Raw genomic sequence first — 25,851 nt, forward strand, 5'->3', positions numbered from 1 at the left:
GTTATGCTGAAAAACGACCGTTTACCCACAGAGGCATATACCGATAAGGCGTGGTTCGATCTGGAAATGCGCCATATCTTTTCAACGACTTGGGCATACGCTGGATTTGCTGAAGATATTAGTGAGCCGGGTCAATTCAAAAGTATTCAGGCTGGTCTCAATAATATTATTGTAGTGATGGGACGAGATTACCGGCTACGTGCGTTTCACAACATGTGCCGTCACAAAGGCACGCAATTGTTACGTGCCCATGGCAAAGTACAGAAAGCGATTACCTGCCCCTACCACGATTGGACTTACGACTTAGATGGGGCATTAATATCGGTGCCCAAAATGGCAACCGAATTCGCAAACTTAGATAAATCCTGTTTAGGGTTAAAACGCGCTTCTGTTGATATTTGGCGAGGAATGTTATGGGTACATCCAGATGAAAATCCAGAAGCAGTTAGCCAGTGGTTTGGCGAAATAGCGCCGCAACTTGGTGCTCATCAACCGGACAAACTTGTCGAAGCCACAGAGAGCAGAGTGATTGAAGATATTCGAGCAAACTGGAAAATCGTGGTTGAGAATTATATCGATCATTACCATCTTGCCCAACTGCATAGTGGCACGCTGAATATGTATGATCATGGGAACGCTGAATTTGGATTTGTCGGGCCACACTTTGCGTTTTGGGAACCGCTAGAAGCTGAGTATGCTAAAGATCTCGCCAATAACGCGGGGATGCCACTAATAGACCACATTCCTCAAGAACAACTTGGCGCTTCGGTACCCATGCTGTTCCCCGGTATTGGGCTAGGAGAGTCAGAAACCAGCTGGTCTGTTTTTCATATCATCCCGATAGCGGCAGATCGTACTCGCGTTGAAGTTCGCACGAAAGTCATGCCTGTGTCTGACTGGAGCTTTGCAAAGTCTGGTATGCGAGCATCGGCATTCTGGGAGAAGAGAGTGGGGCCCAAATATGCGACTGAGGATGAATCCCACCCGTTAGGTTCAGCAGATTTCATGCAAGAAGACATTTACGTTTGTGAACAACAACAAAAGTCGTATCAAAGCCCGCATTTCGAGCTAGGCCCTTCTGCTTATCACGGCGAATCACCAGTTCGAGATCACCAATCTGTCGTGATGAGCTATCTCAAACCCTATTTATCAGCATTGAAAGGTTAGGATATGTCGTTGTTTGCACTAGAAGTGGCGTCTGTGATTCGAGAAACGAAAGACACAGTATCGGTATTGTTCAAGATACCTGAATCACTCGTTGATACTTTTGCTTGGCAGCCCGGGCAACATGTTCAGGTTCAAATCAATATTGGCGGTTCGATTGTGACGCGGCATTATTCTATTTCTGCAAACCGGCGGGATGCGTTGCAAATTACGGTTAAGCATACAAAGGGGGGCGTTGCATCCCACTATATAAATTACGACCTGAAACCAGGTGATGTTCTTCAGGTGAGCCCACCGAAGGGACGCTTTCTACTTGAGACTGATTCGCGGCAACGCAAGTCTTATTACTTTTTTGCGGCGGGTTCTGGCATTACACCAATTTATGCCATGCTCGTGAGGGTTTTAGAAGAGGAACCCGAGAGCTTCGCTTATCTGCTTTACGGCAATAAAAACGCTAAATCGACTATTTTTCGCAACGAGTTACAGTCTCTTGCTAAGCAATATCCATCTCGTTTTATTGTGGCTGATTGCCATAGTGACCCGAGTTGGTTTAAAGAAAGTCCGTGGCGTAGTGCTCGAATTGATGCATTGGCGGTAAACGATTTCATAAAAGACAATCCTCCCTATGCACAAAACGCGCAATATTACCTGTGCGGCCCAGGCGCATTTTTACCAGACGTAAAACGGGCTTTAAACAACATCGACGTACCAGATAACCGTATTCACATGGAGTCTTTTGGTGGACAAGTCAATCAGAGCCAATCGCCAGGTGTTGAAGCCTCGCTGGAGGTCATACTGAATGGTAACGCTCATACAACGGTGGTTGCTGAACAACAAACGCTGCTCGAGGCGATGCGTACAAGTGGTATTGACTCTCCTTCCTCTTGTGAAGGGGGGGTTTGCGGTACCTGTCAATGTCATCTGGAAGAGGGTGAAGTGAGTATGATGACCAACTTAGCGTTGGGTGAGGAAGAAGTAAAACAGGGAGCGATTCTCGCCTGCCAGGCTGTCCCGGCCTCCTCGAAAATAAAAATCTCCTATCAATAACATCCCAACACCGAGATGTGCCAACTCAGTACCAGCCCCAATTTTATTAGTACACTCGGCTTTGCGTAGGCTCACCAAAGCTCTTTAATCAATGAAGTTTTACCGTCTTTGGAGCCAAAAAAAGCGAGATAGGTGTCAGTTGGTTACCAGACACCAGTGTCATTTATGACACCATGAGAATACTCAATAGCAATGTGATGTTTGCCATTTATCGCATTGATAATTTGCGTCTCATTCTTGTCCGTGTTTTGGTAATTTCCAAGGTTGAGCTGTCGAACAAAAGCCTTGCGCCAAGCTTGTTTGGTAAAATTCGCTTCATATTCGACATGAACTTACATCACTTTGTCGTGTGAGAGACAGTAGTGCGTCGATATCGTCAATCGAGGAACCTTGCTTGGCAACCTTAACTAGGGCCGTAAAGTGTGCGGAGGCGGCCTCTAATTTGCAGTATTCATCACACTCATTCGCTTGTGCCAATAGAGGCAATAGGATCACGGGTAATGTGAGGAAAAACATGATTTAAGGCGCATGATTTGTCCTTTTTACCGAATTTAAAGAAGCCAAACGAACATCAAAATGAGGATGTTAGGCTATGCATTTTTTATAGAGTAATCGTGATTATCGTGAGGCGCTTGAATGGGATTGCGTTTCATTAAACTGCCACAATACGTTGATCACCTTCCATTGGCCCTGATCATTCTTGTAAAGGTGCATGTAATCAATCCAATCATCAGCATGCAGTTTCACTGAAGCTACCCGTTTATCGATATCGTAGATTTCGATATCAGCTCTTGGGGAGTCGGGGAATTTATCACCGGCCTTATTGTAAGAACCTGCTAGCTTCAGCATGTCTTGGTAAGTTGATTCCAGCACAATTTCAGAGCCATCTTTGGTCTTCCAATACGTCCGTTTTGCGAGTGCTTCGTCCACTCCTCTAGCCATCAATTCTGGCATCACCTTATGCTGAGATTCTATATAATCCAGTACGGCTCTCTCGATCTGGTCTCGTTCGTCATGGTTGTCGGCCACCGAAGTAAAAGACAGCATTAGCAGGGAAAGAAGCGCGCCTTTGATTCGCATAAATGAGTATCCTTGAGATGGGTAGTGCATTGATTAAACTCTATGTGCCATTAAACATTGATGATGTGGCAATAGGAATTGGGTTTGGGACAAGCAGACCCGATATCGGGACAGAAACATTTTGTTAAGATTGCGGGGATTGGTTTTACCCCGTTTCGCCTCCAACTTATTATCAATACGCGGCTTGAGTGAAGTGCCGTGAACCAGACAACGTTTGCATAAGGATAGAGACATGCTGAAAAAGCTTTTAGCGAGTGTAGGTATTGGTAAAGCGGCCGTAGATACGATTTTGTTGGTTGACAAGCTACGTGCTGGCGATAGCTTTCCCATTGAAGTTGTCATCAAAGGTGGCGATGTTGAACAGCAAATTAACGGTTTGGAATTTGCTGTGATGGCGAGTGCTAAAGCGGAAACGGAGGTCAATGATACTGATATCACCTATGCCAAAAGCATTGTGTTGCAGCATTGGGCGCAACCTATGGATATATTAATTCAACCTGGTGAAACTATTACCGAATCATTTGAATTGGATTTACACCCTGAAGTGCCTGCAACGTATTTGTTTGGACAACAAATCGGCAAAGTTTGGCTACAAACCGGCCTAGATATCAAAAGCGGAATTGATGGTTCAGATAAGGACCCTTTAATTATCCTACCTTCGGCAACGCAATTGGCTGTACTGGAATTTATTTCAAACAGTGGCTATCGCTTGTTTAAGTCGGATATTGAAGCCGGTGGTGTGCAAACAAGAGAGTTTGTTTCACATCTCAACTGTTACCAAGAGTATGAGTTTAAACCAGAATCTCGCTCTTTCTTTGGCGCTAGAGAACTCGAAGTTACCTTTGTCGACAATGGTCGCGAAACTGGCGTACTAATTGAAGTAGATAGGGCCTTCTTAGGTGATGGTTATCGCAGTACATCCATTCCCAACCACTGCACCACACCTGAGTCCGTCAAACCCTACATCGAGCGTTTGCTTGGCTAGCGCGGTGAATTGTTAATTTTGACGTGGTAACCTGCAATCAGAAGAGAATTCGATTTCGCAGTGGTGAAAGGTTAGCACGTTGAAAGAAAAAATATGGATTAATCGCCATTTGGTGGACTTTTCGCTTGCCCAAGTGACGTGTGGTAACACCAAGCAATCCATCGAGCCCAAGTTGCTTGCAGTGCTGATACAGTTGTACGAAGCACAAGGAGTAATCGTCTCTCAGGAAGCATTACTGAAACAAGTCTGGAAAGATGCCGTTGTTTCGCCAAATACGATACAGCGATGTATTGCTCAGCTAAGAAAATTATTCGGCGATGATGCCAAAGCACAAAAGGTGATTAAAACCCACCCTAAATTGGGGTACAGCCTCAACGTTGATTTGATATCAAACACTGCCCCTTTTGAAACCAAAGTTGCTAGGAATACCACCTCAATCATCGGAATGATTTGTACGTTGCTTGTCGTTGGTGTTATGGCTTGGTGGCAACTTAGCTCACCCCCGACCTTCCCCGATTTAAATACGATAACCCCAGTCACCTCAAAAGGAGAGCGGGTTAATCACGCCAGTATTGCACGTGATGGCTCTGCACTGGTCTATCTTGCGCAACTTGGCGATGCCCAAAGCCTGGTTCACATCGATGTAGAACGCGATAGCGAGTCGGTGTTGTTGCCTTCTGTTGTAACAAAAGGAAGTGTCGCCATCTCTCCGGACAATCAAAAAGTGGCGCTGGGCTGGCAAACAAGTGATGAAGCTCACAACACTAAATGTATACAATTAGCGTCAGTGACTATTAGAACTGGGGAAGTAGAGTTTATTACTCCGTGTAGCGATACTTTTCATCACTCGCCAATTTGGCTAAGTTCCGAGCATATCGTTTATCAAGCCACGACCACAGACAACCTGAGTCAGCTTTATGTTGTCAATACGCAAACAGGCAAAACGTCGGCGTTAACGCAGCAATTCGAATCGCTGTCCGCGGTTACCTTTTTCACCAAGCTAGCATGGTTAGTCGGGCGCACAACGCTATTCATAGCAGAGGTCAATGCGGCAAGCACTAACGATGTACAGAGCGTGAAGCTTGATGAGAACCTCGCCGAGCCAGACTCTTTAAGTTGGTTCGACGAGCGCACATTACTTATCACCAAGGGCCAAAGCGTGTATTGGGTTAATTTGGATGGCGAGATTATCAAACAGCAACCCCTTGTCTTGAATCGCCAGATTACAAAACTGGAATATCGCGAGGGTTCAAAGGGTTTTCTTGCGATATTGGAACGGCAGGATTCCGATATCAAGCAGCGACAATTCTTATCAAACACAGACGTTGTCGATCAATCGTTAGATAACAGTGTTTATCGCGATTGGAATGCTCAGTATCGACCAAATAGTAACGATGTTGCTTTTTTGTCTGAGCGCAATGGAGAGCGCCAGTTGTGGCTCAGTGATGGCATAACGGGTATACAAATTACACAAGCAAACTCAGGGATTGATGACTGGGTATGGGGAGCGGAAACGCATTTGTTCTACGCAAGTGCTGGCACACTTTGGCGCCTTGATATCGCAACGAAAACGACAACGCGCATTGCAACAACTAAGGTAGAGAGATTGTTTCAAGCTGAAGGTCATCGTGTACTCATGTCGATAGCACAAGGGGAACAGGGCAAAGTGGTTTGGTTCGATACTGCTTCTCTTACTGTGTCAGATGTGCTGCCGTTTGCACCAGAATGGGCTCAACAGGCGAGTCCATCTATTGTTTTGGTAAATGACGCCAGAGGCTATTTGTACAAATATACTCACGGGCTTGAGAGTGCGATTACGGCATTACCTCAAGATTTTGTGGTGCAATCAATCTTTGTATGGCGTGATGGTTACCTCTATGTACAGGACAAACATCAGAATGTATGGCGGTACAACCCAGTCATCGAAGCGGCCAATATTGTTGGCCGATACGATATGAACGCTTTGTTTTTGTCTGATTTTCGGCCATCCACAAAGTCGATGTTAACGACTAACTTTGCGGATGGTCTAAAAGAGCTCGTCTGGATTGATACACGTTAGAGCTCGGCAAGCCTCGCTTTGATGTAAGTAATAGGCTCTTGATCTCCCGCGTCTTGCGCTAGTACGAGGGCTTTTTCTAATGTACTTTTGGCATCTTCGATTTTCCCTACGCGTTTCTCGATATCGGCAAGCCGAGTGAGCAGAAAGAGACTCTTGGGCTGTTGATTCAACAAGTATTGCGCTGTCATTACGGCTTTTTCTGCTAGCTGTTGCTCGGCATAGTAAAAAGCGAGATCGAGAATGACTGCGTCGGCATCCATGGTGTAGCCATATTTTTTACTGACCTTTTCAAAATGCTGTTGTATCCCTGTTATTCCTGATAATGCAAAGTCTGCTGGCGCTGGTTGACGGTCCTTAAACATTTCCTCAAATGCCGCAACTAAACCCACGATTGGCCCGGACAAATAATTGTGGCGACTCAGGTCATCCGTCATCATTTCAAGTCCTTCGATGTTGTGTTCACGCCACGTTTCTAGTCCATAAGCCAGTCGGTCAAAGGGCTTTTTGTTTTCCGGGAAACTTCCAAGGCTCACGTACAAAAAGCGATAGGCATGTTCAGCACGGGGTTTGGTTTGGCTCAACTTATCAATAGTGTTTGTTCTGTCTAATGCTAGCGCTGGACTATGCAATACATAAGCGTTGAATGTCTCTGGGCGCTCAACAAATATCGATAATAGTTGGTTGGCATTGCTCGAGAAGGCCTCAGCAATTCTGTAAGGTTGGGTTTTGTATGTATTATCAATAAAGGGAATCAGCTCTGTAGCAATGACTTGAATCGATAGCTCTAGGTTTGCGCCAGCAGCCATCGCATTCTTGTCAATGGCTCCTTGAGGTTCAATGACAGGTAGAGTGACTAGGATCACAGGTGGTAGTGGCGCAAAATTAACATGGCTGAGCCAATCCACTTGCTGACGTAAAAGGTTGAGACGTCGGTCACCGGAACCTGTGTATAAAACCGGATATCGATTGGGTTGTTGAAGGTCGTAACCACTTGGCAAGGTTACTTCAAAGTTCAGCATATGGTTAGCCAGCTTAGATTGTAGTTGGTGAGTAAGTGTATCGGCCATGCATGCTATGGATATGCCTGTGAATATGAAACATATCAGACTGCGTATTATCAATGACATCGAGAATTTCCCTGTGTTGTAAACTAGTGGTGAAAATGGCAGTTGTAGGCCCGGATGTATTGATGAAAAGATGAAAAAAAGCTGATATTTCTCTGATGAAAGGAAGTGTTGGCACGCTTGAAGGGGATTTTTCCATATTTTACTGAGCCCCTATGTTAGGCTATTAATGCGGCTGCACCCTTTTTCTAATCTGTAGAGATCTTGCAATATGAAAATAGAAAGTGTGTTTCCCAGCGATTACGCAGAATTGTTAGTCGTGTGGGAAAATTCGGTCCGAGCCACTCATGATTTTCTCGAAGAGGAAGACATTGAGTATTTTAAGCCGATAATTATGGAGCACGCATTTCCATCGGTGGCACTGTATTGTGTTAAAGATAGTCAAGGCGCCATTCTCGGTTTCTTAGGTGTCCTTAACGGTAAAATTGAAATGTTGTTTTTGCTTGATAAGGCTCGTGGAAAAGGTATTGGTAGCGTGTTGTTACAGCATGCGATCGATGTTTTGGGAGCCACATCGGTAGACGTAAACGAGCAAAACCCAGATGCTGTCGGTTTTTATCTGCACATGGGGTTCAAAGTTGTATCGCGGTCTCCGCTCGATGATATGGGCAAGCCATTTCCCATCCTTCATCTATCGTTATAAGGTTCGGCTGTCGTCATCCATTAGTGAGAACAAACGCCCAAGGCTAACAATCTTGGGCGTTTGCGTATTCAAATCTTCAAAATCACAATCATTCAATGCTTTCTGTATGATTCAAGATGAATTTCCGATCAAAAAACGTGTATGCTTAAAAAATGTTCGGTTAGGGCCTCGGTATCAAATGAAACACGGACGACATTCAGTTTCTTCCCCACTTTCCAAGCAATTGTTGGTGAAAGGTTTTTTGCCTCTAATTGTCGTTATGATCTTTGCCCTTGCCATCAATGAGTTTTTTTATTTTAAAAGTCAGCTACAGTCAGAAAGTCAAAAACTGGCGTTACTCACTCAGCAAATAGCGACCAAGGTTGAAGCGAGTAATCAACTGGCCGTAATGGCTGCCAATACTATGGCTCAAGCGCAACAAAGTGGCATGTTTGGCCAGCGAGAGACGTCTTCGGATTACGCCAAAGCGGTGTTGATCGACAATCCCCAGTTTACAGGTGCCTATTTTGGGTATGAGCCTAACGCCGATGGACTAGATGGCCAATCTCAAAATACCTCTATCGATGATCCCAAAGCGGCATGGTTTGATGTGAATGGTCGTTTCTTACCCTATTGGTTTAGGAGTCCACGAGATAATCAAATTATTGAAGTCGAGCCATTAAAGGACATGACGACTTCACTTTACTATCAAGGTGTAAAGCAACGCTTTTTGGATACTAACGAGCAAAGTGCTTTGATTACCGAGCCTTATGAATACTATGGGAAGCTTATCGTTGAGCACAGTGCGCCAATTGTTATCGATGGCCGGTTTAAAGGTATCGCAGGGGTTGACCGCTCACTTGATGATGTTCTTGGGCTGCTCAATCAAGCGAGAGAGTCAAATGACGTCGACGTTTTCCTCTTGAGTGCGTCGGGTAGATTCATCGCTTCGACAACACTGTTAAATGAGCAAATCCGTACCAAACCGGTAAGCGAAACCGTTTATCGGTCTGTGGTATTTGAGCTGACAAGTGACCCAGAATCAAATGTGACTCTTGTCGATGATCCCGTCGACAGCAAGTCTTATTATTTTGTCGCTGCGAAAATAGCGACGGGCGACTGGATGGTGATAGTTCGCAAAGATGCGCAGCTGATTTCACGGCCCCTGTGGCAAACCTTGGGTTGGCTGTTGGGCAGCAGTTTGCTGGGTATTGCCTTTGCGTCTTTTGTTTTAAATCGATCTTTGCGCAGTATGAAAGAGCGAATTGAGTCCGCCGTAGTTAAGGTGAGTTACTTGTCACGAGGGCAGCTTCCTCCCGGTGATTTTACGCACAAAGATGATGTCGCCAATAAAGATGAAGTGTCCGCTATTGCCAGAGCATTGGATCAGGTCATCGACTATTACGTTGAAATCGACGAATCTTGCAAAAAGATGGCCGAGGGCGATTTTGCGGTCGAGGTGAGCCCCAAAAGTGAAAACGATATTCTGTCCAATTCTATTAATGCATTGGCATTGAAGCGTAAACAAGCTGAGCAGGCCATTTTGCTTGCGAGGCAACAGGCAGAAGATGCGAATGAGGCCAAAGGCCGGTTTTTAGCCAACATGAGCCATGAAATTCGCACGCCAATGAACGCTATTTTGGGTTTGTCTAGGTTGTGCTTAGCCTCCGACATCCAAGGCAAGCCAAGGAATTACCTAGAAAAAATACATTCATCAGCCAACCTCTTATTGCAAATCATCAATGACATTCTCGATTTTTCAAAAATAGAAGCAGGCAAACTGGAGCTAGAGCGTACGCCTTTTGTGCTTGCTGATATGTTTGACCAATTAGCAGATGCAACCAAGGTACTGGCGAATGAAAAAGGGTTGTTTCCCAAATTCGATTTACCTGACAAAAACATAGTTGTTTGGGGGGACCCATTGCGGCTTGGTCAAGTTTTGCTGAACCTGCTGAATAATGCCATTAAATTTACGCAAAGCGGCGACATTGTGATTCAGGTGACGAGTGAAGATTGCGGTGCTCGGCGCGTTCGACTGAGATTCAACGTTAAGGATACCGGTATTGGTATATCGGAACAGCAGCAAAAGAACCTTTTTAACGCCTTTGGGCAGGCAGATGAATCAACATCTCGTAAATTTGGTGGCTCCGGATTGGGCTTGGTAATCAGTGATACCTTGATCAGCCGGATGGGTGGAAAGCTCGATGTGAAAAGTGAGCTTGGTAAAGGCACGACCGTCTCATTTAACGTGATTTTTGACCGTGCCATGCTCTCTGATGTCAAGCATAAGCGATTGCCTGAAGAACTCGATCACATGCATATTTTGTGGGCTGATGGTGACCCAGAAAATAGAAGAATCGCCATGCAGCAACTCAATCGCATTGGTGTTGCTAATACCCTAGTCCGCAACGGCCGCGAAGCGATACACGCTTTATCAGAACCCAATATTCGGTTTGATTTGTTGATTGTTGAATCCGAAATGGTTGATATGAGCGCCCAGCACCTAGTGGAGCATATCAAAACCGACGATGGAAACGCATTGCTGCCGGTGGTTATCATTGCAAATTCTCTGGAACAAGCTGCGGATATTACCGTTGAGAACAACATTATTGCTCTGTTGAATCGACCAGTCACAGACTCTGATTTGTTCGATATTTTGGTCAATCTTGTGTCTTCGCAAAGCGGTGGCGCGATGAAAAAGAGCTGGGCTATTGATGAAGTCGCCGAGTTAAAAGGCAAAAGGGTATTACTTGTTGAAGATAACCCAGTGAATCAGCTTATTGCTCAAGACCTGCTCGAACAATTGGGAGTCTCGGTTATAACGGCAGACAATGGCAAAGTCGCACTAGAGCAACTGAATCAAGAGACTGTTGACGCCGTGTTAATGGACCTACAAATGCCAGTTATGGACGGGCTTGAAGCGACGTCTATCATTCGTCAAAACACGCAATTTAATACCCTGCCAATCATTGCAATGACAGCGAATGCCATGGAGGCTCAAAAATCAGAGTGTTTGCGTATGGGAATGAATGATTTCATTGCTAAGCCTATCGACTTTGCTTTGTTTAAACAGGTACTGAGCCGCTGGCTGGCCAGTAGCAAAAAGGCAAGTATGTCGGCAGCACCAGTCGATGATGACCAATCATCGTCATCAAACCGTATTTCACTGGTTCATTTGGATGCTCAAGACGCACTTGAGCGCGCAGGGCATATTAAATCGAAACTCCTCAGGTTACTGGACATTTTTCATCAGCACCATTGTGATGATGGCGACAAAATACTCCAAGCCCTCGAGCGAAATGACAGTGAGACTGCCGCGCAGATTGCCCATTCGTTGGCCGGAGTCGCAGCCTATATCGGCGCGCATAAACTTGCCCAGTATAGTATTACTAGTGAAAAACAACTCTCAAGTGAGCACGGTGCGCTAGACAGCGAGTTGGCGGACAGTTTGCTCGCTGAGATAGAAGCAGTAAAGAGGGAAGTAGGGCAGTTTCAGTCTTTCCTTTCACAATCGGGCTCTGATGATAGTGAAGAAACTTACCTCAATACTTTGGACGATACTAAATCCAACCTTGCGCCGCGCACTGTGTTGTTGGTCGATGATGACAGGTTGCAGCTCGATGTGTTACTCGATTTTTTTCAGTCTAAATATCGTGTCTATACCGCCGGAGACGGTAAAACCTGTTTAGAAAAAGCCCGCCAGCACAATCCAGATTTAATCATTCTAGATATGGCGTTACCTTTGATGAATGGCAATCAAATATGCGAACACTTAAAAGCTGATAGTAAGACCAAAGACATCCCAATTATTTTTATATCATCGAAATCGTCTATTGAATCAGAATGCCTCGCCATGGGAGGCGTCGACTTTATTCTCAAGCCTTTAAATCAAGAGGTGGTTCTGGCACGAGTCGAGCGTCATATTGAAACGAGGCGAGATGCGCAAATGAGAGTGCAGGAGGCGGGGGTCGATGGCTTAACGTCTTTTGCCAACTCTGATCTCTTTGTTAGGTTGGCAACAACAGAAATGTTAAGGTGTGCGAGAGAAAACAAGCCTGTGACGCTGGTTGATATCACCATTTCGAACTTTGACGAGTTGGTAGTGTCCTATGACTCTCAGCAGGTCAATCGCATCGTAGTTTGCGTCGCAGAGTCTATTGCCAGTACCTTCGGCAGACCCGGCGATATCATTGCAAGGCTGGCACAAGACGGATTCGCGTGTATGTTGCCCAACGTGAACGAAGCAGATTGCCAGATGCTAGTAAAACGTCTTAACGACAATGTAATTGATACTATCAAGAGGCAATCGCTGGCATCAGCAGCAGTGGTGGTGGAATACAAATGCTCGACTTGCGCAGGTGAGTCATTGACAGCCCTGTCGCTTGACGCATTCATGGATAATGCCAAGCCTGTGAGTTTTGAATGAAGGAAAGGATATGAGTAAGCGCATACTGATAATCGATGACAATCCCATGAGCGTCGAGACCATGTTCAGTTTACTACTAGAACAAGGCTATGATGTTTGCGCCGCTTACAATGGCGAGCGCGGTTACAAAACGGCTTTGAGTTATCTGCCAGACGTTATCGTACTTGATGTGTTATTGCCCGGTTGGAGTGGTTTAGAAACCTACGAGCAAATCAAAAGCGAGCCCATACTTGCTCACATTCCCATTGTTTTTATCACCGTTGATTTAGACGTGCTACGCAATCAATCTATCGACATCTCTCAAGTCCCCATTTTGTATAAGCCAATTAAGGGCGAAGAGCTGGTTGCAAAAATTGAACAGGTTTTGTCAGAAAGCCAATAGCACGAAAACCAAGGAAAAAAATGACTTTAAATGAACTAATGACGTTTGTCGCTGCGCTATTTTCGATGATGAATCCCATCGGCGGGGTCGGTGTATTCGCGGGTATGACTGCCAACAAAACCGCAAAAGAAGCGACACAGATTGCTGGAAAATGTGCCCTTGCCGCCGCGATAACGTTGCTTGTCGTCGTGTGGGTAGGCAACATCATACTCAATATCTTTGGCATTAACGTCAATGAAATACGAGTTGCAGGGGGCTTAATCGTACTCATCATCGGGTTGAATATGCTTTTCGATAAACACGAACACAATTCAGCTCGAGACGATCAAACTGATGATGCGAGCGCTTCGATTGCCATAGTGCCGTTGGCCATCCCAATTCTGGCTGGCCCCGGTACTATGGCTGCGGTATTGGTAACGGCTCAACATCACGCCGGTATCGTGGCGCACGTTGAAATGTCCGCAGTTATCATAGGCATATGTGTTGCAACCGGCGTGCTATTCTCCTTCGCTAAGCCTATCGCCAATCGCATTGGCGACAACGGCATGGCCGTAGCGTCACGGATCATGGGGTTAATCCTTATGGCCATTGGAGTGGGTATGCTAGGCGAAGGCTTAACTACAATGTTCCCCGTACTGGGTAGGTAATTGAGTTCTTACTACACGGTTAACTTTTGCCAACGATTAAAACTCAAACTTGATTCCCGCTTGCGTTAATCGTAAATCACCGATGTCACTGTTGGTATTCGCATGGGAGAGAGTAAGAATAAAACCATTGTTCAAAGGAAATTCGGCGCTGATTTTGTAACTGAAATCGGTACCATCGAATTCCCCTTGAGCTTCAGGTCCTGGATTCAGAAAAAAGCTCTCTTGTAGTTCGGTATCCCAACGGCTGATACCAACAAGTGGAACGATACGAAAGTGCTCAGCTATCCCAATGTTGTAGCCCACCAGTACCTTGGCCTCAGACGTTAGGTAGAAGTCACTTAATCCGAGATTGAAAAATGCATTGCCGGAAGTGGTGAGGCTGCCGTCAACAACGATGTTGTTGGCCCAGCGATAAGCCATTGAGTAAGTTGCGCTAACACCACCACTGTCGAGTTCATCAGGGTTGATATCGTCAATGATGTCAGCCCCTAAATCCAATCGGCTTGAGCCGACCTCAAGCCCGAGGATGATCTTAGATTCCTCGGCATGCACTGTTGCGGACAAGGTGAGCAATAGCGCTAAACTGAGCTGTGAACGTTTTCTCATAGTGATGTTTTCCTTTCTATATCAAGCTGAGTTTCCAATGGTATTGCTCTGTTGAAATCGCCTCAACGGACATTAGGAGACATTTTTACTTGGTGAATCTCAAAACCAGTCGGTGCAAGACGAAGGAAAATATTGAATAATGAGTTATGGAAACTCAGTGGGTTCTTCGCTTTGAGCGCAACGAAAACCGTGTTACTCAACCGCTCCAAACTGGTTGAGTGGATTCATGAACGAAACATCAAACATGCCTGGTTAGCACAATCGGTTAACGTATCTGAAAAGACCCTAACGCGATGGCTAAATGGCGATGTAAAAAGAGTTCGCCACAGCAATTTAAAAAAGCTTGCTGACGTTTTGGATTGTGAATTAAGTGAGCTCGTTGCCGTATCTGAGGCAGAGCAGTATCCCAGTGAAAAAAACCGAGACATCTTGGTTAACGAGTTATACAACGATAGTTTGCTGTACGAGCTCATTATGAGCAGTAAAGTTAGGCTGGCTATTTCACTTATTAAGTCGACATTTCATTCAATGCTACCCAGTGCGATTACTGCCAGTTTTTATACCAAACTGGGCTACGCGGCACTGATTCATAGAAAACAAAAGACAGCGAAGAAGTACTTTGATAAAGCCGCGCTAAAGGCTGAAAGTACGGATCATTCAGAGGTGTTGTTTTCCGTGAACTTGGCGTTCGCCATCATGTATTTTATCGATTGTGAATACGCTAAGTGTTATCTGTATTTACAGCGCTGCAAATCTGACATTGAACATGCAGGGCAAGAGCTAGCGCACTATTACAATACTCTCGCACTCTACTACTTGTACAAAGCTGAATTCGACAGGTCTATCGCTTTTTCAGAATTGTGTATTGAGGCTTGTTCGCCAGATTCCCCTTCTATCGAAAAAGCGTTGTTTCTGTGTACAGCTCATCAGCTAAAGGGGGCCGCTTATCTGTGCTTGGGTGATTTTGAGCGCGGTTTAATGGCTTGCGAGGATAGCTTAATTATCGCCAAACGCTCGGGTTATCCTCGATGTATCCGGCTTGCTCAGGCTTATCTCGGGGCAGCTTTAGCGTGTAATGGAAAAATGCCACAGGCGTTAGTTTTCATAGAGCAATGTTTGAATGGCGCTGACAAAGACGATGTATCCATGCCGACATTGGTCTGTGCAGCTATGTTCGTCAATTATAAAGCCAAAAATGTGGAAGCGTTGCGTTTGTTACACGATGATCTTGCGATGTTATGCCCAAGTCAATCCGCCCCTGTTCAGTTTGGTAGGGTGTTGATGATGCGGGCGAAGTGTTTTGACCAAACTGAGTATATACAAGCTCAACAGGACGTCGCTGCCTGCTTAAGTGCAATGGAATTGACTATGTGGAAGAGGTTTCTGGCCTGAGGTTTTATGTCGTTGATTGAATCCTAATTCAATGATTTTTAGCAATTTTTATATAAGACTTTGTATTCTTTTACGTTGCAGCTGACAAAGAGGCGCCGGTTAATACCTTACTTGTTTAATGAAATTTCTCGTTGGACGATAGGCTGCTAGCTCACCGGAAATCGTATCTAAACCGACTTCTTGAGCAATGATTTTTCCCGCTAGCGGGCCCAGACTGATACCGCTATGCATAACAGCTAAATAGACATTGTGTTGATCAATGCTATGTCCCAGTACAGGATGGCCATCAATCGGTAAGGGCCGCCAACCAATATAACAATTTTCAATTTGCGCATTTTTTAGCGCTGGGAAATAGGACGCGGCCACATTTAAAATGCGTTCACCATGGGCTCTGGCAATGGATTGATGTGGAAAGTCATTGGGGCGTCCCTTTAGACGTAACTCGTGGGCTTGGCCGACCGGCGCGCCAGCTTGTTCTCCCAAAACGATCTTGCCGTCATGTCGCTGGTGCAAATGCACTCCCGGGGCGGCGACAATTGAATGAACTAATGGTGGTAAAGGTTCGGTAATGGCAATCACACCGGGCGTGGTGCGTTGCGGTAGTGCTATTTTAGATAAGGTTTCGGGAAGTATTGGGTTCGCACCCGTGGCAACGACAAATTCGTCAGCTTGGATAGTCCCGGTTGTGGTTTGTACTGCGGCGAGTTGGCCCGATTGAAAAACGGGCGCTAGAACCTCACAAGGGGAGAGAATATTTGCCCCCAAAGTTTTTGCCGCTTGAATAAATTGTTGTGTCGCAAAAATAGGGTCTAGTGCACCATCATTACCTGACAGCGCAGCTCTCACACTGTCGTTCACCTCAATATTCGGTTCCCTACGACGAATTTCGCTAGCATCTATCATTTTTGCTGGCTCACCCCATTTAATCTGCTCCTCAATTTGGTGCGCCAGCGTTGTCGTACGTGCCTCGCTATCAAACCATTCAATGGAGCCATGCCAACGAACAGGAATAGCAAGCTCAGGAGCAATTTTTCGCCACTCATTCAGACCAAGTTGATTGAGATAGTGGTAGTGTTTCGGCTGTTTGGCCCAAGTTGCATTAAGCCACGCAAAGGTTCCGCGAGTCGCGTGAGAAGCGGGGGCTAGTTGGTCGATAAGCGTGACCTTGTGACCCAATTTACTCAGATAATAGGTAGCAGATGCACCAATGATGCCGGCGCCAATCACAAGGATTCGCTTTTTCGATGATTTGGCCAGCGCATTCGGGGCCAACGACAAGCTACTTAAACTAGCGAAGAGCTTTAACGCGGTACGTCTATCCATTCAGAAACCCGATTGTTTTTCTCAATGTAGAGGTTGTTGACGCATACGTCCAGTGCTTGCGGTAAAGACGTTACACACAAAAAAGGGAGCGATTGCTCCCTTTTCAACACCGGTTTACATTAATGTTTCCAGTGATATTTGTGTGCTTTATTGTGGATTTCATTGGCCGTTTGTTGTGGCATGAATCGTACGTTATTGCGCTCAAAGAAGAATGGCTGGCGCTTTTGCTTAGCACCCACTTCATTCATTGTCGCAGCTTCGTAAATACGCCCATTTAGCACAGTGTACTCGACCATCTCACTCAGTTTGAGGTTATTGAGCACATCGCCATTGATCACGACCAAATCGGCAAGTTTTCCGACTTCAATACTGCCGATATCTTTGTCCATTCCCAAATGTACCGCGCCATCTATGGTTCCACCACGAAGGGCTTCCCAAGGTGTAAAGCCACCTTGTTCCATGATCCATAGCTCCCAATGAGCCGCGAGGCCTTCACGTTGGCCGTGAGCACCTATATGCACGCCTACGCCATTGTCACGTAGCGTTTTTGCATACTCTGCTACATTGACGTGGTTGTACTGGTTATCTGGCGCTGTTGGTCGTCTTATCGCTCTGCGGTCTAGCAGGAATGATGGGGTATAGCGAAGTAGACGGGGGTTCTTCCAGACTTCCGTTCGGTCGTACCAATACTCTTCACCCATCATACCGCCATAAGAAACGACGAACGTCGGGGTATAACCGAACTTTGTGGCTTTCCACAACTGAGTAAGATCATTGTAGCCCGTTTCGATAGGAATACTGTGTTCTAGTCCTGTATGGCCATCGACCAACATTGATAAGTTTTGTTGTAATTTACCGCCACCTTCTGGCACTACCATCATGTTGAGATCTCTTGATGCCCACAACACTTGCTGGCGTTGATCGCGACGAGGTTGGTTATAACTTTTTACCGATATTGCACCAGAATCCTTCAATCGACGGACGTGGAAATAGGCGTCTTCGTAGTCGTTGATTACGGCTTTGTAACCCAATGCCTCTGCACCGTACAAAATGGCACCTGTCGAATAGATACGAGGAGCAACAATATCCCCCGCTTTTTGCATTTCTGCAGCAGCGAATATTTCCGTTGTGTCGTTCGAAGGATCGTGAATCGTTGTCACACCAAATGCAACATTGGAATACTGACTCCAGTTTTGTTGCGGGATAATTTCATTGCGCCCTTGCGCGCCGTGAGCGTGAGCATCAATTAACCCTGGAATGATGGTTTTGCCTTTGGTATCCACTAACATTGCTTCGTCAGGAATGGAGACTTGGCCGCGTTTGCCAACCGCCATAATGCGATTGTCTTTAATAAGCACCACACCATCTTCAATCACTTCTTGTGTATTATTGGCATCACGCATCGTCACAACAGTACCACCGACAAGGGCTTTTACACCTTGAGGTTTATCTGAAGTGGCTTTAAAACTGAGGTTTATACCTTCAGCCAATGGTTCTGGCATTGTTTCGCTCGCGCCATCAACAAATGCAAACGCTTCTTTGAGTTCACGCTCAAAGTAGAATGGCCCATGGAACCAACCGACGGCACCGTTATCAGGGCGCCAAGTAAGATACTCACCTGCACGCGAAGACAATTGGGTAACGGGTAAGGACGACATATTCGGACCAATAGAAACTTTTTTACCGTTGTCGACAAAAGGCACTACATACGTATTGAATTGGTGTACAAAGGCGACCCACTTCTTATCATGAGAGAGGCGATACTCACTGACTTTGTCCGCTCCATACAAGTGCACTCGCTTATCGTTGCCGTCGAGGTTGACGCTGCTAAATTGAGTCTCTGGGTAGCTAGTGCCGCCGACAGATTCGGTAAAATACAAGCGCTTATTATCGGCAGTGAAATGGGGTTGGTAGCCGCCATCAGTGACTTTGGTTTCTGTTTTGTCATCAAGGTTAATGACATACAAACCAGGGTTCACTGAGTATTTGGGGTCGAGTAAGTAACCACCAGTAAATTTGCGGTACGTCACTAGTTCACCATCTGGTGAAAAGCTAGGTTCTACATAATGCCCTGGCTTTTTCGTAATGACCTTACCTTTGCCTCCTCTTGCAGAGACGATCCGGACATCACCTAATTTTTGGTCATTCCATGTTGTGTAAACAATAGACTTTCCGTCATTCGAATAACGCGGGTAGAATTCATCGTGGTCATTTTGCTTAGTTAGGCGCTTAACCTTACCCGATTTAATGTCTTTGATGTAAAGCTTGCCCAGTGCTTGGTACAAAATAGATTTGCCGTTAGGGGAGGCTTGAGACCAACGAATCATATTCACGTCGAATTCGTCTGGTGCCACATCGACATCGAAACGAAGCGCATCGGCGTACTTCAAGGTCGCTTCAACTTCAATATCGATAGTTGTTGATTGTTCACTTTGGACGTCGATTTTGTGAAATTTACCCCCTGTCCAATAGACAATCGCAGAGCTGTCTGGCATCCAATCAAAGTACGCGAAGTAGCCTTCTGAACCGAATCCTTCTTGCATATCTCGTTCGAGCTCCAATGTTATTGGGCGCTCTAGGCCAGTTTCTAGATCTTTAATGAAAAGGCCGGTTCTGTTTTTTACACGTCGAACAAACGCAATTGACTTACCGTCGGGAGAAGGTGTCGGTACGACTGCACCACCAGTACCGCTGATAAAGCGTGACTCTTCTCCAGTTTCACGATCAAAACGCGTGATGGCAAAAATCCCTTCTAGGGGGTCGCGATTATATGAAAACGTTGCGCCAGGTACGGTATTTTGTGTGAAATAGATATAACGCCCATCGGCGGAGAACACCGGATCAGCAATGTTTTGTTGGTCTCGTTTACCTGATACTCGTGCTTTGATTTGTAGCCCATCACCACCGGTGTGGTGATACATCCAAATTTCACCTGCTGGAATGCTTCGGCTTGACATGATGCCTTTGGTGACGACTAAGTACTCACCATCTGGGCTCCATTTGGGAGAGTGTATAAGGTTTTTCTTTTCCTTGGTGACTTGAGTCAATTCTGTGCCATCAACATTCATCACCCAGACGTTAGACAGTCCATCTCTGTCAGAGATAAATGCGACTTTTTTCCCATCAGGTGAAATCGATGGGTGAATATTCCAGGCAAAGTCTTGTGTCAACGGCTCGGCTTTGCCACCTTTCATTGATACTTTGTAAAGGTCGCCGAGCATATCGAAGACCATAAATTCACCTGAGGGGCTGACATCTAAGCTAGACCAGGTAGTTTCATCGGTATTGATTTTGACTTCTGACAGCGAAAAGGGTGGGTTCAATACATCCCAGTTTTCAACGTCGTAACTTGGAGTTGTGGCTTCTTCTGCCGCGGCAATTGAGACAGTGCCGAGCCCTAATGCCACGCCAAAGCTGACGGCGGCAAATAGTCGTCGTGAGGTGATAGTCATTGCGATTCCTATAATTATTGTTTGTTGCATTGGGTTGCGATAAAGATTCGAGCAACCGAATAGCAACGACCACTATAGGCTAGAGGTGCGATGAATTTCACGTAAAATACGATTAAAGGTTAAAATTTTATGACAGCAGCCGTAAACGACACTATGCAGGATCGGGAAACTGTTGGCGAATAGCCCGAAATTTGTCGATGTTGCCGATGAGCAAATCTACCAACTGTGGCTCAAATCGCTTGCCTTTTTCCTGTTCAAAATAAGCCAATATGGCATCGTCTTCCCATGCTTGTTTATAACAACGCTTGCTGCCAAGAGCGTCAAACACGTCAGCGACCGCTGAGATTCGCCCAGCAATGTGAATTTCGTTTTGATAAAGGCCTCGCGGATAGCCGCTGCCGTCCCAGCACTCGTGGTGTTCGTGGGCGATGTGAGCGCCAAGCTGTAATATGGGGTTGTCCGATTTACATAGCATTTCGTAACCGATTTGCGCATGGGTTTTCATCACCGTGCGCTCGTCGTCTGAGTGGGGGCCAGGTTTATTGAGTATCACGTCTGGTATCCCCACTTTACCTACGTCGTGTAATGGAGAAGCCAATTGAATCAATTCTGCATCCCGCTCGCTCATGCCGTACAAGACGGCCAATAAGTGGCTGATGTGAGCGACTCGTTTTACGTGGCTCCCCGTTTCTTTCGAACGCAGTTCAACAGCTTCACCAATAACATAGGAAAGTTCCCGTTGAGACTCTTTGATGACTTCACGCAATTTGAGGTTTTCGTGTGCGACAGCAATATTGTGCGCGAAAGAGGAAAGGAGGTGATGCTGTACGTCTTCCAAGTGGGTTTCTTTGGCAACGTACAAGACGTTTTCGGTACCGCGTTTGGTTGTGAAGTATCCAACAAAAAAGTCTTGATTCATGACATTTTGTTTATTGACCAACGCTTCATCTATGCGGCTTTTTATCTCCGGCGTTAGTGGATTGTCGTGTTGACTATTGTGAGCAAGTACATTCAATTTGGAGTGGCCATTTACCAGTTTTTCGCGGGTGAGGGCACAACACACAATATCATTGTATTCGATGCCTAAGACAACTGATATCTGACGTAGAATGGCGCTTGCGAAATCACTCAGTGAATCACACTCAATGAAGGTTGATGTGGCGTCAATAATCCGTTCTAGGCCTACCCGATGAGTCTCAATGACCTTGATGTCGCGGTATGAACGCAAGGCAGAATAAATAGACGTCTTCAAACGAAGTGCCGTTAATTCGGTTTTGTTCTTGTAATCATTGATGTCGTAGTCGCGTATGACGCTTTCTTCGGGAGCTTCACCAGGTTGACCCGTGCGCAAAATGATTCGAATTGTGTGATTGTTTAAAGATTCTCTCACCCATTTGATGAGATCTAGACCAGCGTGATTGCTCTCCATCACTACATCTATGATGGCAACGGCAATTTCATGGTTTGAATCTGCTTGCAAACGGGTTTTGGCTTCTGCTGCGGAGCTTGCGAACTCCAAAGCCAAGGGCAGGCTGTCGAAATGAAAATCGTTGAGTACAAGTTTGGTTACCTGATGAATTTCGGGCTCATCATCCACCACAAGGATACGCCAACCGCGTTGTACAATCGACAGTTCTTCATGGGGTTCATCATCAGTAAACAGCACTTCATCTTCGAACATGTAAGCTAAACCTAATGTGACACTACATTTAAAATATAGTCGGACAAGCGCGTTTTTGCGTAGCTCACCTTAAACCATCGTGCCTAAAAAAATACGCTGTCTGTAGAGCCTTTTACGTTTGTGCCTATCATTCAGTTCAGGCCGCAATTCGTCTTATCGCATCTCACCTATCGAGATGAAGTCGCTCGATTTACCAATTGCTGGGTAATCCAAGCTGAAAGCCTAGGCGCCAATCGAGCTTGAAAATGGGTAAGTTTGGCCATAAAACCAGGCAAAATGAGGAATCGCTTCTTTTTTAACCCTCTGATGGTTGAGCGTGTGACCGCATCTACCGTCAATGTACCACCGACATTTTTCAGTAGTCGGGTTTGTGGCAAGATGTGCTTCGCTTCCTCAGCAATGAGCGGTGTGTCTACTTCAGGAGGGCAAAGTACCGACACGCTGATGTTGTATTCGTACAGCTCTTGTCTTAACGCGCCAGCCATACCCAGTAATGCAAATTTACTGGTGTTGTATGCACTGTAGCCGTATACGGGCACAAGGCCTGCCATGGAACTAACAAAACACAGCTGGCCTTTTTGTTTGGATATCATGCCCGGTAAAAACGCGTTAGCGATAGCCCGGCTCCCCATCACATTTGTCAAAAATACTTGCTCGAAAGAGGCATCCGAATCATCTATGAAGCGTTTGCTATAGCAGATTCCAGCGCTCATAATCACGAGGTCTGGTGTACCTGACGTCGCCTCAATTCGTTGTGAGAGGCTTTCTAATTCCGCCGGGTTTGATACATCCAAGGAATATGCATAAAACCTTTGAGTTGGCGACACAGCCCGTTGCTCGCAAGCCTCAACTGCTTGTTGAAGTCTCTGTTCGTCGCGGGCAACAATGCTAATGCTCCACCCTGACGCAGCATACGCTAGCGCAAGGTCAAGCCCAATGCCGGAGGAGCCTCCAGTGATCACAAGGTGTTCAGATTCCATGATTCCCCTTTCAAATCCGGGTTATTTCCTTGGATAATAACTGAACTCCAGTGTATTTTCAGTGGCTAGCGTTCTAGTTTTGCCTGAGAAATGCTGGCGTGGAATAAACCAGCGCTTTTTTACCTGCTACCACTCTGTAGCTCTTTGCAATCCAAAGTCTTACCTGAGACCAGTTTGTTGCCTCGTTGATGGGGATTGTTAGCCATACACCTTTGCGTAGGTGCCATTCTCTTGAGATACCGCGTAATTCCTTACATGCTCGAAGCACATCTAATAAAGCGATGCGAAAACTCACATAGACCTTATTGCCACTGACGTAGCGGTAGGCAAAGCAGGTTTGCTCTTGCGTTTTGTTGTCCCTACCTCTGTATTTGATCTGTGGAAATGTTGCACAAATTTCGTGTAATTTGTTGAGTGTTTGCTCTGTAGTCATACTATTACTCACTTTTCTTAAACGCGATTTGCGTTTGTAATTCGTTGAAGACTGCTGTCCCTAGCGAGCAATATTCCGAGTACTGTATTATTTCGCCGCAATTTCTATATTGGGCTGGTCTTGTTCCGGCGAAGTAGCATTTGCCACTTTAATGAGTTGGTAGCTGATGGTAGTGAGCAGTTGGTTGTCTAGGTAGACTTCCATCGCATAGTCTCCGGGGATATCGTATTCATCGCTCTGTAAAAATACGGCTCCGCGGTTAGTGCTCTGCATCGGTTTACCCATGACTTTGGTCGTTACGTTACTGTCTAGCGTAGGAATGACGTGGACGGTGCCAAGCGTAAATGGCTGTTCATCATTCCGCGTGACTACAATGCCATACAAGGTTTTCGTGTTAGCTTTTCCAACGGGAATCTCTGTCGTCTCTTCAAAGCCAACGGGTTCGCCCATATCATTTTTCAAGATGACACCAAAGTTCACTGTGTACGTGTCTTGAGCAGCAGATGCCGACGCGCAAAACAAACATAAAAAGATCAGACGGTAAATCATAGTGCCTCCTGAACGGTTTTGATGTTAAGTGACGGTCTAAGAACGAACCATAGAGCAAGCATTAAAATGATCAGTGAGTTTGGCGTCGGGACTGAAACTGCACCATCTGGCTTGTTGCCCGTAATCTCGCCAATTAGCTTCTGGTCAATGGCTTGCTCAAAGGTTTGGTAGTTGTTCGTTGCTAGCATGAAGGCGTCTTGACCACCTACGACGTCTTCTTCATATTGTGTCTTTACGGCCTGAGAATTCGTAATCACAATGCCATTGATAGTATCGACGCCGTTGGCAAGTGCTAAGGCTCGCGCTTGGGATGGAGACATACCGCTGTTATTAGTGCCATCGCCAGACACATCTACAACATTCTGAGTACCTGAGAACCCATTGTTTTCAAATTGCGGATAACCAAACGCGACGGCTTCACCAATAGCAGTCCACCCTGCGAAAGGGCGAGCCAGTGATGCTATGGTCGAAGCCAAGCTGTTGGAAGACTCAATGGAGTCTACTAGTGTCCAATCGATCATGACTTGTTGGTCATCGCTTCCGGACCACATTATCAATTGCACCGCTATTGAACCAATTGGCCCGTTCAGAATAGCTTGTTGCAGATTTGAGCTGGCGAACGAATTTGAATACCCGTCGAGCTGTAACTGGTATTCGTTTGAATTGACACTACCTGATACGTCCAGCAACAACTGTAACTCGGTATCGACTGCGACTTCTTCTATTGCGTGAGCATTTGACATTAGTAACGTGAACATCAAAAAGCTCATTACGATTTTCACTTTTTTCACGACAGCCTCCTTTTTCGGCGTTGTGCGCAAATTTACGGTGCAATATCGCTGCCATTTTCTAACGCATTCATATTCCTGCTTTTTTTCGTAAGGCGGCAGCTTAGTCTTTTTGCATTACGCGAAAATCGGTACCACGATTTTGCAATTTGCGAACAGGGTAAAACATGAGTACCTAAATAATTCCATATAAATCAGATACCTCGTCAATGGTTCGAGTCTTGCAATTGGTTAGGTCTGATAAAACCGGGGGGCGGTTATGACAACGAAACAGTATTACCGCGAAGGCAGAGGCTATCGTCGGACAAATAAAAAGCGACTTACAACGCTGTATGTTGGTTTGGTGGGTTTGGCGTGTGTTGTCCTTAGTTTGTCCGGGATTGTGTTTGTACAGTGGAAAGCGCAAAAGTCGAGTGATGATGAATTAACCGAACTCGAGGCGTTGGTATCGGCTCAGGAAAAAGAGTTGATGGTGCTGCGAGGTATTAATCCATACCAGTATAAATACGCGCAAATTTTGACATCCAAAGAAGCGTCTCGAGATATGCTACCCGGCTGGGTTACGCGAGTTTACACTGCTCCAGATAAAATAGGCGAACTCGGTTCGATGATGGACATGGGTGCATTTATTTTGGACCAATCTACATTTACCCTGGCGTCGCACCAAAGTTACGGTGTCGAATCGCCAGTCAATCCGCTTTATCGAATGAATGGCGTGTTACCGAGTAACAACGCAGGGCGTTTCCAAATCGGTATGAGATTCAGTTTTCTTCACGAATACGGTGGCAACGAAGCTGTGATGTCTCGTTATGTGTCGTGCTTTGCTCGCCTAGATGTCAACAACAAGCGGGTCATTGAAAAACGGATCAAGTTCAATGTCACAAAGAAAAGTAATGAACTGGTCACGGGCGATGTAATGGTAGAACGTGGTATCCATCCAATATCCGCGGTTTTGTACTGCGACGACGATTCGTCTGTTACTGGAAGCAATGTGCAGATTTCGATGACTTTCCGAGAGCCAGGCGCACAATCGTTTAGAAAAAGCGGGGACTCAGTGTTTCACCTATATAAACGATCATAAAAACGTTTTCTGAACAATGTATACGAAAAA

Annotated in this window: 20 protein-coding genes; 10 read left to right on the top strand and 10 right to left on the bottom strand. The window is 45.7% G+C overall.

Translation table 11 applies throughout. The annotated features are described in order from the left end of the window. Window positions 1-3 precede the first annotated feature (3 nt). Window positions 4-1,167: an aromatic ring-hydroxylating oxygenase subunit alpha gene (locus tag AC27G9_RS15245; RefSeq protein WP_487075326.1), complete on the top strand. Its 1,164-nt coding sequence runs from the start codon at window positions 4-6 to the stop codon at window positions 1,165-1,167. 3 nt (window positions 1,168-1,170) lie between these two features. Beyond that, window positions 1,171-2,211, top strand: a complete 1,041-nt coding sequence (locus tag AC27G9_RS15250; protein WP_487075327.1) for a 2Fe-2S iron-sulfur cluster-binding protein — start codon at window positions 1,171-1,173, stop codon at window positions 2,209-2,211. Between the two features lie 618 nt (window positions 2,212-2,829). On the opposite strand, the gene AC27G9_RS15255 is transcribed toward AC27G9_RS15250, so the two are convergent. Then, a complete protein-coding gene (locus AC27G9_RS15255; RefSeq protein ID WP_487075329.1) occupies window positions 2,830-3,291 on the bottom strand; it encodes a nuclear transport factor 2 family protein in 462 nt (153 codons plus the stop codon). A 232-nt stretch (window positions 3,292-3,523) separates the two neighbouring features. Here AC27G9_RS15255 and AC27G9_RS15260 point away from each other — a divergent pair, with 232 nt between their 5' ends. Both AC27G9_RS15260 and AC27G9_RS15265 read left to right on the top strand, forming a co-directional pair. Beyond that, a complete protein-coding gene (locus AC27G9_RS15260) occupies window positions 3,524-4,276 on the top strand; it encodes a sporulation protein (RefSeq protein ID WP_487075331.1) in 753 nt (250 codons plus the stop codon). A gap of 79 nt (window positions 4,277-4,355) precedes the next feature. Beyond that, entirely contained in the window at window positions 4,356-6,335 is a 1,980-nt protein-coding gene (locus AC27G9_RS15265) for a winged helix-turn-helix domain-containing protein (RefSeq protein WP_487075332.1), read from the top strand. Here AC27G9_RS15265 and AC27G9_RS15270 read toward each other — a convergent pair. After that, a complete protein-coding gene (locus AC27G9_RS15270; protein WP_487075333.1) occupies window positions 6,332-7,462 on the bottom strand; it encodes an alpha/beta hydrolase-fold protein in 1,131 nt (376 codons plus the stop codon). The genes AC27G9_RS15265 and AC27G9_RS15270 overlap by 4 nt on opposite strands. Before the next feature lie 208 nt (window positions 7,463-7,670). Here AC27G9_RS15270 and AC27G9_RS15275 point away from each other — a divergent pair, with 208 nt between their 5' ends. The 4 genes from AC27G9_RS15275 to AC27G9_RS15290 all read left to right on the top strand — a co-directional run bounded on the left by AC27G9_RS15275 (window position 7,671) and on the right by AC27G9_RS15290 (window position 13,536). Then, window positions 7,671-8,102, top strand: a complete 432-nt coding sequence (locus tag AC27G9_RS15275) for a GNAT family N-acetyltransferase (RefSeq protein ID WP_487075334.1) — start codon at window positions 7,671-7,673, stop codon at window positions 8,100-8,102. 178 nt (window positions 8,103-8,280) lie between these two features. Continuing rightward, on the top strand, window positions 8,281-12,507 hold the full coding sequence (locus tag AC27G9_RS15280) for a response regulator (RefSeq protein WP_487075335.1): 4,227 nt from the start codon (window positions 8,281-8,283) through the stop codon (window positions 12,505-12,507). Window positions 12,508-12,517: 10 nt separating this feature from the next. After that, window positions 12,518-12,889, top strand: coding sequence for a response regulator (locus AC27G9_RS15285; RefSeq protein WP_487075336.1), 372 nt, complete (start codon window positions 12,518-12,520; stop codon window positions 12,887-12,889). A 20-nt stretch (window positions 12,890-12,909) separates the two neighbouring features. Beyond that, the gene (locus tag AC27G9_RS15290; protein ID WP_487075337.1) at window positions 12,910-13,536 is read left to right on the top strand and encodes a MarC family protein; all 627 of its coding nucleotides are present in this window, start codon (window positions 12,910-12,912) and stop codon (window positions 13,534-13,536) included. A 36-nt stretch (window positions 13,537-13,572) separates the two neighbouring features. On the opposite strand, the gene AC27G9_RS15295 is transcribed toward AC27G9_RS15290, so the two are convergent. Beyond that, window positions 13,573-14,142 (bottom strand): outer membrane beta-barrel protein, encoded by a 570-nt coding sequence (locus AC27G9_RS15295; protein WP_487075338.1) that lies wholly within the window; start codon window positions 14,140-14,142, stop codon window positions 13,573-13,575. A 132-nt stretch (window positions 14,143-14,274) separates the two neighbouring features. Here AC27G9_RS15295 and AC27G9_RS15300 point away from each other — a divergent pair, with 132 nt between their 5' ends. After that, entirely contained in the window at window positions 14,275-15,534 is a 1,260-nt protein-coding gene (locus AC27G9_RS15300; RefSeq protein WP_487075339.1) for a helix-turn-helix domain-containing protein, read from the top strand. Between the two features lie 99 nt (window positions 15,535-15,633). Here AC27G9_RS15300 and AC27G9_RS15305 read toward each other — a convergent pair whose 3' ends face one another. The 7 genes from AC27G9_RS15305 to AC27G9_RS15335 form a co-directional block, all read right to left on the bottom strand. After that, on the bottom strand, window positions 15,634-16,857 hold the full coding sequence (locus AC27G9_RS15305) for an NAD(P)/FAD-dependent oxidoreductase (protein ID WP_487075340.1): 1,224 nt from the start codon (window positions 16,855-16,857) through the stop codon (window positions 15,634-15,636). Between the two features lie 119 nt (window positions 16,858-16,976). Beyond that, entirely contained in the window at window positions 16,977-20,309 is a 3,333-nt protein-coding gene (locus AC27G9_RS15310; RefSeq protein WP_487075341.1) for an amidohydrolase family protein, read from the bottom strand. Window positions 20,310-20,460: 151 nt separating this feature from the next. Then, window positions 20,461-21,990 (bottom strand): DUF3369 domain-containing protein, encoded by a 1,530-nt coding sequence (locus tag AC27G9_RS15315; RefSeq protein WP_487075342.1) that lies wholly within the window; start codon window positions 21,988-21,990, stop codon window positions 20,461-20,463. A 167-nt stretch (window positions 21,991-22,157) separates the two neighbouring features. Beyond that, on the bottom strand, window positions 22,158-22,970 hold the full coding sequence (locus AC27G9_RS15320) for an SDR family oxidoreductase (RefSeq protein WP_487075343.1): 813 nt from the start codon (window positions 22,968-22,970) through the stop codon (window positions 22,158-22,160). Window positions 22,971-23,043: 73 nt separating this feature from the next. Next, on the bottom strand, window positions 23,044-23,403 hold the full coding sequence (locus AC27G9_RS15325) for an MmcQ/YjbR family DNA-binding protein (protein ID WP_487075344.1): 360 nt from the start codon (window positions 23,401-23,403) through the stop codon (window positions 23,044-23,046). 87 nt (window positions 23,404-23,490) lie between these two features. Then, window positions 23,491-23,952: a hypothetical protein gene (locus tag AC27G9_RS15330; RefSeq protein WP_487075345.1), complete on the bottom strand. Its 462-nt coding sequence runs from the start codon at window positions 23,950-23,952 to the stop codon at window positions 23,491-23,493. After that, complete coding sequence (locus AC27G9_RS15335) at window positions 23,949-24,743, bottom strand: DUF1194 domain-containing protein (protein ID WP_487075346.1); 795 nt, start codon at window positions 24,741-24,743, stop codon at window positions 23,949-23,951. Before AC27G9_RS15335 ends, AC27G9_RS15330 begins: the two co-directional genes overlap by 4 nt. A gap of 256 nt (window positions 24,744-24,999) precedes the next feature. On the opposite strand from AC27G9_RS15335, the gene AC27G9_RS15340 reads away from it, so the two are divergent. Next, window positions 25,000-25,821 (top strand): hypothetical protein, encoded by an 822-nt coding sequence (locus tag AC27G9_RS15340; RefSeq protein ID WP_487075347.1) that lies wholly within the window; start codon window positions 25,000-25,002, stop codon window positions 25,819-25,821. Window positions 25,822-25,851: the final 30 nt, after the last annotated feature.

The organism is Alteromonas sp. 5NS40-0096 (genome assembly GCF_057544385.1).